The sequence below is a fragment of the Rhodoferax sp. GW821-FHT10B06 genome (genome assembly GCF_059415605.1).
The window spans coordinates 87673-103033 of record NZ_JBWKNO010000011.1; the positions used below are offsets into that span (position 1 = coordinate 87673).

17 protein-coding genes are annotated in these 15361 nt (G+C 63.8%); 11 read left to right on the forward strand and 6 right to left on the reverse strand.

The window, feature by feature from the left end; genetic code table 11:
* The first annotated feature begins 43 nt into the window (after nucleotides 1-43).
* The 3 genes from AC07O2_RS17345 to AC07O2_RS17355 all read left to right on the forward strand — a co-directional run bounded on the left by AC07O2_RS17345 (nucleotide 44) and on the right by AC07O2_RS17355 (nucleotide 2136).
* On the forward strand, nucleotides 44-1093 hold the full coding sequence (locus AC07O2_RS17345; protein WP_495076996.1) for an NAD(P)-dependent alcohol dehydrogenase: 1050 nt from the start codon (nucleotides 44-46) through the stop codon (nucleotides 1091-1093).
* 82 nt (nucleotides 1094-1175) lie between these two features.
* Complete coding sequence (locus AC07O2_RS17350; protein ID WP_495076997.1) at nucleotides 1176-1643, forward strand: heme-degrading domain-containing protein; 468 nt, start codon at nucleotides 1176-1178, stop codon at nucleotides 1641-1643.
* Between the two features lie 22 nt (nucleotides 1644-1665).
* The gene (locus tag AC07O2_RS17355) at nucleotides 1666-2136 is read left to right on the forward strand and encodes a hypothetical protein (RefSeq protein WP_495076998.1); all 471 of its coding nucleotides are present in this window, start codon (nucleotides 1666-1668) and stop codon (nucleotides 2134-2136) included.
* A 10-nt stretch (nucleotides 2137-2146) separates the two neighbouring features.
* On the opposite strand, the gene AC07O2_RS17360 is transcribed toward AC07O2_RS17355, so the two are convergent.
* From AC07O2_RS17360 to AC07O2_RS17385, 6 genes are all read right to left on the reverse strand, one after another.
* Nucleotides 2147-2803, reverse strand: a complete 657-nt coding sequence (locus AC07O2_RS17360) for a peroxiredoxin (protein ID WP_495076999.1) — start codon at nucleotides 2801-2803, stop codon at nucleotides 2147-2149.
* Nucleotides 2804-2998: 195 nt separating this feature from the next.
* Nucleotides 2999-4006: a transporter gene (locus tag AC07O2_RS17365; protein ID WP_495077000.1), complete on the reverse strand. Its 1008-nt coding sequence runs from the start codon at nucleotides 4004-4006 to the stop codon at nucleotides 2999-3001.
* A 12-nt stretch (nucleotides 4007-4018) separates the two neighbouring features.
* Nucleotides 4019-5644 (reverse strand): inorganic phosphate transporter, encoded by a 1626-nt coding sequence (locus tag AC07O2_RS17370; protein WP_495077001.1) that lies wholly within the window; start codon nucleotides 5642-5644, stop codon nucleotides 4019-4021.
* 147 nt (nucleotides 5645-5791) lie between these two features.
* Complete coding sequence (locus AC07O2_RS17375; protein WP_495077002.1) at nucleotides 5792-6715, reverse strand: DUF808 domain-containing protein; 924 nt, start codon at nucleotides 6713-6715, stop codon at nucleotides 5792-5794.
* A 166-nt stretch (nucleotides 6716-6881) separates the two neighbouring features.
* Nucleotides 6882-7160 (reverse strand): DUF2164 domain-containing protein, encoded by a 279-nt coding sequence (locus AC07O2_RS17380; protein ID WP_495077003.1) that lies wholly within the window; start codon nucleotides 7158-7160, stop codon nucleotides 6882-6884.
* Between the two features lie 11 nt (nucleotides 7161-7171).
* A complete protein-coding gene (locus AC07O2_RS17385; protein ID WP_495077004.1) occupies nucleotides 7172-7735 on the reverse strand; it encodes an NADPH-dependent FMN reductase in 564 nt (187 codons plus the stop codon).
* 150 nt (nucleotides 7736-7885) lie between these two features.
* Here AC07O2_RS17385 and mnmG point away from each other — a divergent pair, with 150 nt between their 5' ends.
* The 8 genes from mnmG to AC07O2_RS17425 all read left to right on the forward strand — a co-directional run bounded on the left by mnmG (nucleotide 7886) and on the right by AC07O2_RS17425 (nucleotide 15356).
* The gene (mnmG, locus tag AC07O2_RS17390) at nucleotides 7886-9865 is read left to right on the forward strand and encodes a tRNA uridine-5-carboxymethylaminomethyl(34) synthesis enzyme MnmG (protein WP_495077005.1); all 1980 of its coding nucleotides are present in this window, start codon (nucleotides 7886-7888) and stop codon (nucleotides 9863-9865) included.
* Nucleotides 9862-10506, forward strand: a complete 645-nt coding sequence (rsmG, locus tag AC07O2_RS17395; protein WP_495077006.1) for a 16S rRNA (guanine(527)-N(7))-methyltransferase RsmG — start codon at nucleotides 9862-9864, stop codon at nucleotides 10504-10506. Before mnmG ends, rsmG begins: the two co-directional genes overlap by 4 nt.
* Nucleotides 10507-10546: 40 nt before the next feature.
* Nucleotides 10547-11161 (forward strand): LysE family transporter, encoded by a 615-nt coding sequence (locus AC07O2_RS17400; RefSeq protein WP_490591722.1) that lies wholly within the window; start codon nucleotides 10547-10549, stop codon nucleotides 11159-11161.
* Between the two features lie 24 nt (nucleotides 11162-11185).
* Entirely contained in the window at nucleotides 11186-11956 is a 771-nt protein-coding gene (locus tag AC07O2_RS17405) for a ParA family protein (protein ID WP_495077007.1), read from the forward strand.
* Between the two features lie 57 nt (nucleotides 11957-12013).
* Nucleotides 12014-12547: an RBBP9/YdeN family alpha/beta hydrolase gene (locus AC07O2_RS17410; protein WP_495077008.1), complete on the forward strand. Its 534-nt coding sequence runs from the start codon at nucleotides 12014-12016 to the stop codon at nucleotides 12545-12547.
* A 13-nt stretch (nucleotides 12548-12560) separates the two neighbouring features.
* The gene (locus tag AC07O2_RS17415) at nucleotides 12561-13481 is read left to right on the forward strand and encodes a ParB/RepB/Spo0J family partition protein (RefSeq protein WP_495077009.1); all 921 of its coding nucleotides are present in this window, start codon (nucleotides 12561-12563) and stop codon (nucleotides 13479-13481) included.
* 15 nt (nucleotides 13482-13496) lie between these two features.
* Nucleotides 13497-14228, forward strand: a complete 732-nt coding sequence (locus AC07O2_RS17420) for a class I SAM-dependent methyltransferase (protein ID WP_495077010.1) — start codon at nucleotides 13497-13499, stop codon at nucleotides 14226-14228.
* Between the two features lie 84 nt (nucleotides 14229-14312).
* Entirely contained in the window at nucleotides 14313-15356 is a 1044-nt protein-coding gene (locus AC07O2_RS17425) for a peptidoglycan-binding protein (RefSeq protein WP_495077011.1), read from the forward strand.
* Nucleotides 15357-15361: the final 5 nt, after the last annotated feature.

Genomic DNA, 15361 nt, shown 5'->3' on the forward strand with positions numbered 1-15361 from the left:
GCTTAGGCCTACCATGCCCGCTTTCCCTTTCACGGAGAGCCCCATGAGCATCGCCAAAGCCTACGCCGCCACATCCCCCACTGCCGCACTGGCGCCTCTTGATATCGAACGCCGCGACCCTGGTGAGCAGGACGTGGCGTTGGACGTGCTGTACTGCGGCGTCTGCCATTCCGATCTGCACACCGTGCGCAATGAATGGCAGAACGCCATCTACCCTTCCGTGCCCGGCCACGAGATCGTGGGCCGCGTTACCGCCGTAGGCAACTTGGTGTCCAAATACAAGGTAGGCGACATCGTCGGCGTGGGTTGCATGGTGGACAGCTGCCAGCATTGCAGCGCCTGTGCCGAAGACCTGGAGCAGTACTGCGACAACGGCTTTACCGGTACCTACAACGGCCCGTTGTTCCCCAACGGTACCAACACCTACGGCGGCTACTCCAGCCATATGGTGGTGCGCGAATCCTTCGTGCTGAAGATCAGCCACGCTGAGTCCGATCTGGCCGCCGTGGCGCCACTGCTGTGCGCCGGTATCACCACCTATTCGCCGCTGCGCCAGTGGAAGGTGGGGCCGGGCCAGAAGGTGGGCATCGTCGGCCTGGGCGGGCTAGGCCATATGGGTGTGAAGATCGCCGCTGCCATGGGTGCGCATGTAGTGCTGTTCACCACCTCGGCCAGCAAGCGCGAAGACGCGCTGCGCCTGGGCGCCAAGGAGGTGGTGGTGTCCAAGAACGCCGACGAAATGGCCGCGCACGCCAATAGCTTTGACTTCATTCTGAACACCGTGGCGGCTTCGCACAATCTGGATGATTTCATTGGCCTGCTCAAGCGCGACGGCACCATGACGCTGGTGGGTGCGCCCGAGCACGCCCACCCCTCGCCCAATGTGTTTGGCCTGATCATGCGGCGACGCCGTATTGCCGGTTCGCTGATCGGCGGCATCCGCGAGACGCAGGAGATGCTGGACTTTTGCGCCGAGCACGGCATCACCGCCGACATCGAAACCATCGCCATGGACCAGATCGAAGCCGCCTACGCCCGCATGCTCAAGAGCGATGTGAAGTACCGTTTCGTGATCGACATGGCCACCCTCTAGGTTTATAAGAAACATGCCGCCAGCGCAGAGAATAACTGCGCTGACAGCTATAGTAAATATAGCAATATGAAGGAAGACTTGGATGTCGCAAGCCGATAAAGACCTGCTGCCCGAGCTGCTGCGCCAGGAAGATGCGCTGCAGTTCAGCAGCTTTTCGCATGCCACGGCGCTGGACCTGGGCCTGGCCGTTGTTAGCGCTGCGCAGCGCGTGGGCCAACTGGTGATGGTGGACATACGCTGGGGCGACTTGCAGCTGTTCCAGCACGCCATGGAGGGCACGACGCCCGACAACGCCGACTGGGTGCGGCGCAAGGTGAACGTGGTGCGCCGCTTTGCCCATAGCTCGTTCTACATGGGGGCGCTGTACCGCAGCAAGGGCAAGGATTTTGAAGCCGACTCCGGCCTGGACCCGCGCGAATACGCGGCCCATGGCGGCGCGTTCCCGTTGCGCATACGCGGTGCCGGCATGTTCGGTGTACTCACGGTGTCCGGCCTGCCCCAGGCCGAAGACCACGCGCTGGCCGTGGCCGTGCTGCAAACCATGGTGTGACGGTTTTGAAAGGATGACTGCGATGCGCGCTCTTGCTTTGGCTGTTTTTTCCTCTCTACTCGTGGCCCTTGCGGGCTGTGCCGTGACGCCCGGCATGACGCGGGATGAAGTGCTGTCGGCACGCGGCAAGCCCACGGCCGAGCTGGACCGTGCCGGCGTGCACCGCCTGCAGTACTCCACCCAGCCCATGGGCCAGTCGGTGCTGATGGTGGACATGGACGCCAGTGGCAAGGTGCAGCAGGCGCGTGAGGTGATGAACCTCAATGCGTTTTCGCAAATCGACCTGTCTGGCAGCACCACCCGCGACGACATCCTCTGGGCCTTCGGCCCGCCCGCCCAGATAGACCATGTGATGTCCTGGACCGGCGACATCTGGGCCTACCGCTGGCGCGAGGTGCAGGACATGTGGTTCTGGGTTTACTTCGACCCGCAAGGCGTGGTGCGGCGCACCCAGCAGGGTATGGACTTGACGTTCTTCCGGCTGGTGCGCTGACGGAGGGCGTTCAGCCCGGTTGCTTGGTCACCCGCAGGTAGGGCTTGATGGTCTTGTAGCCGGGGAAGGCCTTTTCGGCGTCTTCGTTGGACACGGCGGTGGTGATGATCACGTCGTCGCCGTTCTTCCAGTTCACCGGCGTGGCCACCTTGTACTTGGCGGTGAGCTGCATGGATTCGAGCACGCGCAGGATTTCGTCGAAATTGCGGCCGGTGGTCATGGGGTAGGTCAGCATCAGCTTGATCTTCTTGTCCGGGCCGATGATGAACACCGAGCGCACCGTGGCGTTGGTGGCGGCGGTGCGGCCATCAGCCGTGCCGGGCTCCTCGGCGGGCAGCATGTTGTAGAGCTTGGCCACGGTCAGGTCGGTGTCGCCGATCATGGGGTAGGTGACCTTGGCGCCCTGGGTTTCCTCGATGTCGGCCACCCATTTGCTGTGGTTTTCCACCGGGTCTACCGACAGGCCGATGATCTTGCAGTTGCGTTTGGTGAACTCGGGCTCGATCTTAGCCATGTAGCCCAGCTCGGTGGTGCACACCGGGGTGAAGTCCTTGGGGTGCGAGAACAGGCAGGCCCAGCCGTCACCGATCCAGCTATGGAAGTCGATAACGCCTTGCGTGGTCTGCGCGGTGAAGTTGGGGGCGGTGTCGTTGATGCGAAGGGACATGAAAAACTCCAGTGGTGGTTGAAATGTCTACAGCGTGGGGGCACCTTGTGGCGACCACGGCCTGCTCCTGGGCAGCAACGGCCCGGCCTGACAGCATAGCCCGTATGCCATGCATTCTTCAAGGGCTGGCGTCCTATGTGCCGCCAGCGCACGCAGTACTTGCGCTAGAAGCTATTAAAACCATAGCAAATAGCCTTACTTCTTCTGCTTGTACACGTACCAGGCGGCAAACACCGTAAACGCCACGATGATGGCCACCACCACCCAGAAGCCGTCCGGGTGCTGGGCCAGCGGGATGCCGCCCACGTTCATGCCCAGCAGGCCGGCGACGATGTTGATGGGCAGGGCCAGCACGGTGACCATGGTCAGGGTGAAGACGCTTTGGTTCGTCTGCTCGCTCACCTGGGCGGCGATTTCTTCCTGCAGCAGCTTGATGCGTTCCTTCAGCTCCGACATGTCGCGGATGGTCAGCGAAAACTCTTCCGTGGCCTGGCGCAGCTCTTCCAGGTCGTGCTCGCTGATCCACGGCGGCGGCAGGCGCAGCAGGCGGAACAATGCGCCCGGCTCGGGCGCCAGCAGCCGCTGCAGCCGTACCAGCACGCGGCGCAGGCGACCCAGGTCGGCACGCCGGTCTTGCAGCCGGCCGACCAGGAACTTGTCTTCGATCACATCCACCTGCACGGTGGCGTCGCGCACGATGCGCACCAGCACATCGCCTTGTTCGTGCAGCAGGGTGTTTAAAAAGGCCACGGAGGAGGCGATCTGCCCGCCGTTCTTCACATTGGCGCGCATGCGGTCGATGGAGCGCAGCGGGTGCGAGCGGGCGCTGATGGCCAGGTGCGGGCCTACGTTCAGCCATAGGCTGGCGATCTCGGCGGGGTCGAAGGCGAACTCGTAGGCCACGTCGTTGATGACGGCGATCAGCGTGTCGTGCGCGTCTTCCAGCCGGGTGGAGCGCGAGCCCTCGTGCAGCGCCTCGAAGAACTCGGGCACCACGTCCAGGTGGTTTTTGATCCAGGCCTCGGCGGCTGCGTCGGCCAGGTTGAAATGCAGCCAGAGGAAATCGCCCGGGGCCTTGGGCTGCTCGTTTTGCAGCCAGGCCACCGCGTCGGGCAGCTGGATGGCGGCGCCGGGGCCGCCGTTTTCAAAAAGGTATCCGCAGACCAGGCCGTTTTTATCGGAACCGTAGGTGCCAGTTTGCATGCAGTCCCGGGCTTAAAAAATATGCGCGAACAGCCAGTACAGCGAGCCGGACAGCAGGATGGAGGCGGGCAGGGTCAGCACCCAGGCCATCAGCAGGTTGCGGATGGTGGACATCTGCAGGCCCGATTTATTCGCCGCCATGGTGCCGGCCACGCCGGACGACAGCACATGGGTGGTGGACACGGGCAGGCCGTACATATCGGCTGCGCCAATCGTCAGCATGGCGACCAGCTCGGCCGACGCGCCCTGGGCGTAGGTGAGGTGGGTCTTGCCGATCTTTTCACCTACGGTGACCACGATGCGCTTCCAGCCCACCATGGTGCCCAGGCCGAGCGCGATGGCCACGGCCACCTTGACCCACAGCGGGATGAACTTGGTGGCGTCGTCGATGCGGCCTTTGAAGGCTTTCAGATTGGTCTTGGCTTCAGCACCCAGGTGCGCATCTTCGGCCTTGTCTAGGAAGCGGATGGCTTCGGACGCCAGGTACATATCGTTGCGCATATTGCCCACGGCGGCGGCGGGCACCTTGGCCAGCGTGCCGTGTTCCTTCACCTGCGTGCCGATGTCGCCCACCACCACGCTCAGCGCGGGCACCACCTCGGGCGTGAGCTCCTTGGTGCGCAGGTAGGTGGTCAATGTTTCACGTGGATCAGCCGGTGCCACCACGCTGCTGGTGGTGCGCAGTGACTGCTGTGTAACCTGGGCCATGGCGGCGAACTGCACCACCTGGTCGGCGGGCATGGCGCGGTTCAGCGCGTAGGCCATGGGCACGGTGCCCACCAGGATCAGCATGATCAGGCCCATGCCTTTTTGGCCGTCGTTGGAGCCGTGGGCAAAGGACACGCCGGTGCAGGTCAGCACCAGCAGGCTGCGGATCCACCACGGTGGTGGCTTGTTGCCTTTGGGTTCGGCGTACAGCTCTTTGTTCTTTACCAGGGCGCGCAGGGCCAGCAGCAGCAGGGCGGCGCAGCCAAAGCCCACCAGGGGCGACAGCAGCAGCGAATAGCCGATCTTGGTGGCCTGGGCCCAGTCCACGCCGCTGGTGCCGTCACGGCCATGCATCAGCGCGTTGGCAATGCCCACGCCCAGGATGGAGCCGATCAGCGTGTGCGAGCTGGATGCCGGCAGCCCCAGCCACCAGGTGCCCAGGTTCCACAGAATGGCGGCGATCAGCAGGGCGAACACCATGGCAAAGCCAGCGCTGGAGCCCACATGCAGTATCAGCTCCACTGGCAGCAGCGAGATGATGCCAAAGGCCACCGCGCCGCTGGACAGCAACACGCCCAGGAAGTTGAAGAAGCCTGACCACATCACCGCCACATTGGGCGGCAGGGAATGGGTGTAGATCACCGTGGCCACGGCGTTGGCCGTGTCGTGAAAGCCGTTGACGAACTCGAAGCCCAGCGCGATCAGCAGGGCCACGCCCAGCAGCAGGTAGGGCAGCCAGGTGGTGGCCACGGCGCCAGCATCCTGCACATCGCTGACCAGGCTGTAGCCGCTGAACAGCAGGCCCACGGCCAGCAGGCCGATGAAGATGATCGCCGTCATGGGCCCGCTTTTACGGTCCAGTTGCGGCCGCGAGGTGGGTTGGGGGTGTGCCGGCTTGAAGGGCGCGGCTGCCGAGCTTGCGGTGTTCATGGAAAGAGCCTCTTGAGGGGAGAAGTCCCGCAAGTGTCTTTCTGGGCTGTGACAGTACCGTGACAAGCCCGCTCCGGGGAATTTATAGAGAAAATAGACTCCAGCGCAGATACTGCCTGCGCTGGTGGCTATAAATTTAGTAGCATATCAATGCGCGGCCTTGGCTGGTCGCAGGCGCTGTACCAGCGTCACACCGGCCAGCACCAGGGCACCCGCCACGATGCCGGTGATGCCGTCGGCCAGCAAGGGCAGCAGGGTGGCGGCGCCGGGTACGGCGGCGAGTTGTTGGGTAGCGGCCTCGACCCCGTGGTGCAGCACCGGCAGGCCGTGGGTCAGAATGCCGCCGCCCACCAGGAACATGGCAGCCGTGCCTACTACGGACAAAGCCTTCATCATCCACGGTGCGAACACCAGAATGCCCCGGCCCAGGCGCTGCTTCCAGGCGTTGGCTTGCTGGGTGAGGTAGAGGCCGCCGTCGTCCAGTTTGACGATGCCGGCCACCAGGCCATACACGCCTATGGTCATCACGATGGCGATGGTGCTCAGCACCGTCAGCTGGGTGCTGAAGCCGCTGGTCTGTACCGTGCCCAGGGTGATGGCGATGATCTCGGCGGAAAGGATGAAGTCGGTGCGCACCGCGCCCTGGATCTTGTCCTTCTCCAGCGCCACCAGGTCCACCGCCGGGTTGGCCACGGCGGCCGCCAGAGCCTGGTGCTGGGCGGCGTCTTCGTCCGGGCTGTGCAGGTATTTGTGCGCCAGCTTCTCAAAGCCCTCAAAGCACAGGTAGGCGCCGCCGACCATCAGCAGCGGGGTCACGGCCCAGGGCGCGAAGGCGCTGATAGCCAGCGCCGCCGGCACCAGGATCAGCTTGTTGCGTAGCGAGCCCTTGAACACCGCCCACACTACCGGCAGCTCGCGTTCGGCCTTGACGCCCGCCACCTGCTGCGCGTTCAGCGCCAGGTCATCGCCCAGCACGCCGGTGGTCTTCTTGGCCGCGACCTTGGTCAACAGGGCCACGTCGTCCAGGATGGAGGCAATATCGTCAATCAACACAAACAGGCTAGAGGCCATGGGGCAGGGTCTTTTCAGGTAAGGAGTTGCGCTAGATTGTCGCCGGGGCTGCGCGTTGGCTACCGAAGTGTGGCGGAGAATTTAAAGGAAAAAGGCCGCTCGCGCAGGAATTAGCTGCGCAGGCAGCTATTAAATAAATAGCAAATTGCCTTGGGTCACGTAGGGCTTACTTGGCGCGGCCCTTGGTGGCGCGGTCGTACTTGTTCCAGTAGGTGAAGGCGTCTTCATGCACCTCGATGTCTACTTCCATCACCCGCGCTTGCAGCCGCTCCTGCACATCGCTCACGCCCTGGTTGTAGACCAGCGGCCCGATCTCTTCGAGGAAGAAGCCCAACAGGGCGCCCGCGGCGATGTTGCCAATCTTTTCCTCCATGTTCTGCTGGAAGTAGCGCTCGATGGAGGCAATGGCTTGGGTGCGGGCGGCTTTGGGGATGTCGATGGGCATGGTGTGTGGGCTTAGAAAACGTTGAGTGGGAATGTGGGGTCTTGTCCGGCGGGGCCGGGTGTGGCGGCCTGCTGCAGCGCCGCCAGGGCTTGCCGAATGGTTTGCGAAATCGCCGGGTCGGCCACCATGGCGTCTTCGGACAGGTGCGCGCCCAGCAGCGGGATGCTAATGGAGGCCGCTTCGACGATGGTGGCGGACATGGTCTTCAGCACTTCGCGCAGAGCGGCGTCGGCGATGTGCGCGCGCGGCGAGGCGTTGAATACGGCCACCGGTTTGGCCACAAAGGGTTCGAAGCTGACCAGCCAGTCCAGCGCATTCTTCATCGCGCCGCTGATGCCATGGGCGTATTCCGGGCTGGCGATTAGCAGGGCGTCGGTCGCTCGCACCTCGGCGTACAGGGCGCAGACGGCAACTTGCTGGGCCGGGTCCAGATCGGGGTTGAACAGCGGCAGCTGGCGGATGGCGTCGCTGACGCGGACCTGCACATCCGGCCCGGCCAGGCGGGCCGTGGCGCGCAGCAGGGCGCTGTGGATGGACGCAGCGCGCAGGCTGCCGGACAGGGCGAGGATGTGCATGGGAGCAGTGGGGGTGTGGGGAATCGGGCACCGGGGGGCAAAAACGGCCCAGCCCACTAAAATATACAACCCCCCAGCTTGAAACTTGCACGACGCGCCGATGCGCCCGTGCATGGATCAGTGGGCGCTTGAACCGATAGAGGAATGCGTATGTTGTACCCCCAGGAATTTGATGTGATCGTGGTTGGCGGCGGCCATGCCGGCACCGAGGCCGCGCTGGCCGCTGCGCGCATGGGCAGCAAGACGCTGCTGCTGACGCACAACATCGAGACCCTGGGCCAGATGAGCTGCAACCCGTCCATCGGCGGCATCGGCAAGGGCCATTTGGTGAAGGAGGTGGATGCACTCGGCGGCGCGATGGCCTTGGCCACCGACGAAGGCGGCATCCAGTTCCGCATCCTCAATTCCAGCAAGGGCCCGGCCGTGCGCGCCACCCGCGCCCAGGCCGACCGGGTTTTGTACAAAGCCGCGATCCGCCGCATGCTGGAGAACCAGCCGAATCTGTGGCTGTTCCAGCAGGCGGTGGACGACCTGATGATAGAAGGCGACCGCGTGGTGGGCGCCGTCACCCAGGTTGGCATCCGCTTCCGCAGCCGTACCGTAGTGCTGACGGCCGGCACCTTCCTAGACGGCAAGATCCATGTGGGCCTGAACAACTACGCTGCTGGCCGCGCGGGCGACCCGCCGGCGGTGTCGCTGAGTGCCCGCCTGAAGGAACTCAAGCTGCCGCAAGCCCGGCTGAAAACCGGCACGCCGCCACGTATCGACGGCCGCAGCATCGACTACAGCAAACTCGCCGAACAGCCTGGCGATGGCATGCCGGGCGGGGTAGGGGAGCAGATTCCGGTGTTCAGCTTCATGGGCAAACGCTCCATGCACCCGGCGCAAATGCCGTGCTGGATCACCCATACCAATGCGCGCACCCACGAGATCATCCGCTCGGGCTTTGACCGCAGCCCCATGTTTACCGGCAAGATCGAGGGCGTGGGCCCGCGCTATTGCCCGAGCGTGGAAGACAAGATCAACCGCTTTGCGGACAAGGAAAGCCACCAGATCTTCCTGGAGCCGGAAGGCTTGACCACCCATGAGGTCTATCCCAACGGTATCTCCACCAGCCTGCCGTTCGACGTGCAATACGACCTGGTGCGCTCCATGGTGGGGCTGGAAAACGCCCACATCCTGCGCCCTGGCTATGCCATCGAATACGACTACTTTGACCCGCGCAGCCTGAAAAGCAGCTTTGAAACGCGCCAGATCAACGGCCTGTTTTTCGCCGGCCAGATCAACGGCACCACAGGCTACGAAGAGGCGGCGGCCCAAGGCTTGTTCGCCGGCATCAACGCCGCGCTGCAATGCCGGGGTGAAGCCAGCTGGCTGCCGGGCCGTGACCAGGCCTACCTGGGCGTGCTGGTAGACGATCTGATCACCAAGGGTGTGACCGAGCCCTACCGCATGTTCACCAGCCGCGCCGAGTTCCGGCTGCAGCTGCGCGAGGACAACGCCGACATGCGCCTGACCGAAGCCGGCCGCCAAATGGGCCTGGTGGACGACGCGCGCTGGGAGTCGTTCAACCGCAAGCGCGATGCTGTTTCACGTGAAACAGAGCGCCTGCGCGGGCTTTGGATCAGCCCGAAGAACCTGGCTGCCACCGAGTCCGAGCGGGTGCTGGGCAAGGCCATCGAACATGAATACAGCCTGGCTGAATTGCTGCGCCGGCCCGATGTGAGCTACGGCCAGCTGATGACCTTGGCCGATGGCAAGTTTGCGGTGGAGGAATTTTCTTCCGCTGTTCCACGTGAAACCGCCGAAGCGGATTTTGTGGCCGCGGTGCTGGAGCAGGTGGATATCAACGCCAAATACTCGGGCTACATCGAGCGTCAGAAGTCTGAGATCGACCGCGCCGCGCATTACGAACACCTGAAGATTCCCGCCGACCTGGACTACCTGGCCGTCACCGCACTCAGCTATGAAGTGCGCCAGACTCTGAACAAGCACCGCCCCGAAACCCTGGGCCTGGCTTCGCGCATGACCGGCGTGACGCCGGCGGCCATATCGCTGCTGCTGGTGCACCTGAAGAAAATGGGCTGGAAGGACCGACCCACCGTAGCCACCGAGGAAACCGTTTCGTGAGCGACCGTTTACAGATACTGACGACCAGTGCCGAGAAGCTGGGCCTGGCCCTCTCGGCCGAGCAAACTCAAACCCTGCTGCGCTACCTGGACCTGATCCTGAAGTGGAACAAGGTTTACAACCTGACGGCGGTGCGCGACCCGGCCGAAGCGCTGACCCACCATTTGATTGACAGCCTGGCGGCCGTGCCGCCGCTGCAAAAGCATCTGGCGACTTTGGCGCCGGGCGCACGGCTGCTGGATGTTGGTTCGGGTGGTGGTCTGCCCGGCGTGGTATTCGCCATCTGCTGCCCGGACCTGCATGTGAGCTGCGTCGACACGGTGGGCAAGAAAGCGGCCTTTGTGCAACAGGTGGCGCTGGAGCTGAAGCTGCGCAATCTGCGCGGTGTGCATGCGCGGGTGGAAAACTTGAAGGAAAAGTTCGAGGTGGTGAGCTCACGGGCTTTCGCTTCGCTGCTGGACTTCACGACCTGGTCGGTATCGAGCCTGGCAGAGCAGGGTGTTTGGTTGGCCATGAAGGGCAAGCACCCGGACGCCGAGTTGGCCGTGCTGCCTGATACGGTGGAAGTGTTTCACGTGGAACCACTGTCCGTACCCGGCTTGGACGCCGAGCGTTGCATTGTTTGGATGAAGCGGAAATAGCCCTCGCTTAAACTCGGCGTTCACTCCGAGGATTTCCACCATGTTTGGCATTGCAAACTATGGCGCATTTGTCGCTGCCATCATCGTTTTTCTGCTGATTCCCGGCCCGGGCAATCTGGCTTTGATCACCTCCACCAGCAAGGGCGGCATCCGTGGCGGCCTGGCGGCCACCTTGGGTGTGATCCTGGGTGACCAGGTGCTGATGTGGACGGCCGTGGCCGGCGTGGCGGCTTTGCTGGCCAGCTATCCGGTGGCGTTTGCGGCGGTGCAGTGGCTGGGCGCTGCCTACCTGGCCTACCTGGGTGCCAAGATGCTGCTGGCCAAACCCGGCGACGCACCGATTCTGAACATCCGCCCATCACACTTCCTGCGCCAGGCCTTGATGATCACCTTGCTGAACCCCAAGGCCATCGTGTTCTACATGGCTTTCTTCCCGCTGTTTGTGGACCCGGTGCACCACCAGGGTCTGCTGACCTTTGCGGTGATGGCGCTGACGATTGCCGCGCTGACCTTTGTATATGGCCTGATTGCCACCCTGTTGACCCATTTTCTGGCCGAACGCATGCGTGCGAACCCGGTCGTGTCCCGCGCGCTGAACAAGCTGGCGGGTGTTTTCCTGATTGGCTTCGGCGTCAAGCTGGCCCTGTCGAAATAAGTTAAGTAAGCGCTGAAGGTTTCCATGGCAAAAGTATTCTGTGTAGCGAACCAAAAGGGCGGCGTGGGCAAGACCACCACGACCGTCAACCTGGCGGCTGGCCTTGCCAAGGTCGGCCAGCGCGTGTTGATGATCGACCTGGACCCGCAGGGCAATGCCACCATGGGCTCGGGCGTGGACAAGCGCACGCTGGAGCTGACGGTGTATGACGTGCTGCTGGAGTCGGCCACGATTGCCGAGGCGCGGGTCAAGTCCGAGAAATGCGGCTATGACGTGCTCGGCTCCAGCCGCGAACTCAGCGGCGCCGAGGTCGAGCTGGTGGCCATGGAGCGGCGCGAAAAGCGGCTGCGCGCTGCCGTCGAGGCGGTGGCCCAGGACTACGACTTTGTGCTGATCGACTGTCCGCCCAGCCTGTCCATGCTGACACTGAACGGCCTGTGCGCTGCCAACGGCGTCATCGTGCCCATGCAGTGCGAATACTTTGCGCTCGAAGGCCTGACCGATCTGGTCAACACCATCAAGCAGGTGCACGCCAACCTGAACAAGGACTTGCAGATCATCGGCCTGCTGCGCGTGATGTTCGACCCGCGCATTACCTTGCAGCAGCAGGTCAGCGACCAGCTGAAGGCGCACTTTGCCGATAAGGTGTTCAACACCGTGATTCCGCGCAATGTGCGCCTGGCCGAAGCGCCCAGCTACGGCCTGCCGGGCGTGGTGTTCGACCCGTCCGCCAAGGGTAGCCAGGCTTATGTTGAGTTCGCCGAAGAAATGGTGACCCGCATCAAGACCATGTAATAAATGGGCAGCTGGCGCAGTAAATACCTGCGCCAGTAGCTACTAAATTCATAGCATATGACATCAGCACGCGTTTTACTCTTGCCCGGCTGGCAAAACTCCGGCCCCGGCCATTGGCAAACCCTGTGGGAAACCCAGTTCGCTGACCTGCGGGTCGAGCAGCACGACTGGTTGCAGCCTCTGCGCGGCGACTGGATCACCCGCCTGGAAGAGGTGGTGCAGCAGCAGGACGGCCCGGTGCTGCTGGCGGCGCACAGCCTGGGCTGCCATCTGGTGGCGGCCTGGGCGGCGGTGTCGGGCAGCACCGCGAAAGTGCAGGGTGCATTGCTGGTGGCTCCGCCTGATACGACCCAGTCGGACTTTCCGCCCCAGCTGCACCGCTGGGCGCAGCCGGTACTGCAGTCTTTGCCGTTTTCGGCGGCGCTGGTGGCGTCCACCGACGACCCGTATTGCAGCTTTGAGGCGGCCGCACAGTTGGCCGGGCACTGGGGCGCATCGCTGCACAACATAGGCGCGCGCGGCCATGTGAATGCCGAATCCGGCCTGGGCGACTGGCCGCAGGGCAGGGCGCTGTTACTGAATCAAAAATAGAAAGCACATCGATATGGCAACCCCCAAACGCAAAGGCCTGGGCATGGGCCTGGACGCTCTGCTCGGCCCCAAGGTGCAAGACCCGGTGCCGCAAGAGCCCGGCCTGCCGACCGAGCTGCCGCTGACCGAGCTGGTCGCCGGCCAGTACCAGCCGCGCACCCGTATGGACGAGGGCGCGCTGTATGAGCTGGCCGAGAGCATCAAGGTCCAGGGCATCATGCAACCCATCCTGGTGCGGCGCCTGACCAGCGGCGACAACGCCGGCAAGTATGAAATCATCGCCGGCGAACGGCGCTTCCGCGCGGCGCGGCTGGCCGGGCTGGACCGGGTGCCGGTGCTGGTGCGCGATGTGCCCGACGAGTCCGCCGCCGCCATGGCGCTGATCGAAAACATCCAGCGCGAAGACCTGAACCCTCTGGAAGAAGCCCAGGGCCTGCAGCGCCTGGTGAAGGAGTTTGGCCTGACGCACGAGCTGGCGGCCCAGGCCGTCGGCCGCTCGCGCAGCGCCGCCAGCAACCTGCTGCGTCTGTTGAACCTGGCCGACCCGGTGCAGACCATGCTGATGGCCGGCGACCTGGACATGGGCCATGCACGCGCCCTGCTGTCGCTGGACCGGGCCACACAAATTACTGCGGCCAGCCAGATCGCCGCCAAGAAGATGTCGGTGCGCGAGGCCGAGGGCCTGGTCAAGAAGCTCAGCGCCGAGTTCTCGCTGACCGCCTCGCCCAAGGCCAAGAAAGAGAAGTCGCGCGACCTGAAGCGGGTCGAAGAAGAACTCTCCGACCTGCTCATGGCCGAGGTGGAAATCCAGATCAAGAAGCGCGTCAAACGCCACGGCAAGATCGAGGAAATGGGCGAGATCGTGGTGCAGTTCGGCTCGCTTGATGAGCTCAACGGCCTGATCGACAAGCTGTCGCGCGGCGCTGCCCGCTAAGCCGGTTCTCCGCCCTTGCAACGCCTGCCCTGGCCCTTGCCTGCGCTGTTGGCCTGGGGTGGTGCCTGGGCGGTTTTTACCGTGTTGCTGTGGCTGGGCTTGCCGGTTCTCGGGGCGCTGGCCCTGGCAACAGCGGGCGGCGCGGCCTGCAGCCTGTTAGGCCGTAGCTGGTGGCGGCGTGGCCTGATTGCGGCGGGCTTTCCCTTGTCATTGGCCTTGTCGGGCACGCTGGCCCTGCCAGCCTGGGCCTGGTTGCTGCCCCTGGCCTTGCTGCTGCTGGTCTACCCGCTGAACGCCTGGCGCGACGCGCCCCTGTTTCCCACGCCTGCGCGGGCCTTGCAAGGCCTGGCCGAGGTCTTGCCCCTGCCCGAGGGTGCGCTGGTGCTGGACGCCGGCTGCGGCCTGGGCCACGGCCTGCAGGCGCTACGCCTGGCCTACCCGCAGGCGCGTTTGCAGGGTCTGGAATGGAGCTGGCCGCTGCGCGCTCTGTGTGCCCTGCGCTGCCCCTGGGCGCGCGTGCGCCGCGGCGACATCTGGCGTGCCGACTGGGCTCCGTACGCCATGGTGTATCTGTTCCAACGCCCCGAGAGCATGGCCCGCGCCTGGGACAAGGCCCGTGCGCAGCAGCAGCCCGGCAGCTGGATGGTCAGCCTGGAATTTGAGGTGCCGGGTGTGCGCGCCACCGGCCGCCTGCAGGCGCCGGACGGGCGGCCCGTGTGGCTCTACCGCGTGCCGCTTACGCCATAAGCAGGACGTTTTTGCCGATGGATGGGTTGCGGCGAAATGATAGTTTCGTACACTGTGACGCATTTTTCTTTTACTAACATCAGCATGCAAAACATCAAGATATCCCTCGTGGCAGCGTGTGCGGTCGCCCTTTTGGCCGGTTGTGAGACTACCGACATGAAAATGGGCAACCCTGAGGCCAAAACCGTGGCCACGGGCAGTGCCGGCGGCGCCAGCAGCGCGAATGAAAACTCGCAGCTGGAAAAATGCGCGTCGTCCCTGGGTACGGTGTCTTTGATTGAAAACGAGCAAGCCGGCTGGTACACCATCTTGCGCAACGAATACCGCCTGCCGCCCACGGCCAGCCTGTTGCGCCTGATGATCCAGCAGTCCAACTGCTTCATCGTGGTGGAGCGTAGCCAGACCGGCATGAACGCCATGAGCCGCGAGCGCCAGCTGCAAAACTCCGGCGAAATGCGCCAGGGTAGCAACTTCGGCAAGGGCCAGATGGTGTCGTCCGACTACGGCCTATCGCCTGAAGTCATGTTCAACCAGAACACGGGTGGCGCAGGCGCTGCGGTGGGTGGTTTGTTTGGCGGCACGGGCAGGCTGCTGGGCGCCGTGGCCGGCCAGACCGCCACGCGTGAAGCCAGCGTGATGCTGACCATGATCGACAACCGCTCCAGCGTGCAGGTGGCGGTGTCGGAAGGCAGCGCCTCCAAGACCGACTGGGGTGGCATGGGCGCGCTGTTTGGCGGCTCCGGTGGCGGTGCTGCGGGCATGTACAACAGCACGCCCCAGGGCAAGGTGATTGCCGCGGCCTTCATGGACGCTTACAACAACATGGTCCGCTCGCTGCGCAACTACAAGGCGCAAACCGTGCAGGGCCAAGGCCTGGGCGGTGGCGGCAAGCTGGGTGTGGATGGCGGCGCGGCCCCATCGCAAACCTCGGCACCTGGTGCGGCGTCTGCCAGCATGTCCATGAAAGCTGCCCAGGACAAATTAAACCAGCTGGGCTATGACGCCGGCGTGGCCGATGGTGCCATGGGCCGCAAGACAGTAAATGCCTTGCGTACTTTCCAGAAAGATCGCAACATCAGCCAAACCGGCCGTCTGGATGCTGCCACCATGCAGGAATTGGGCAAGTAAGCCGG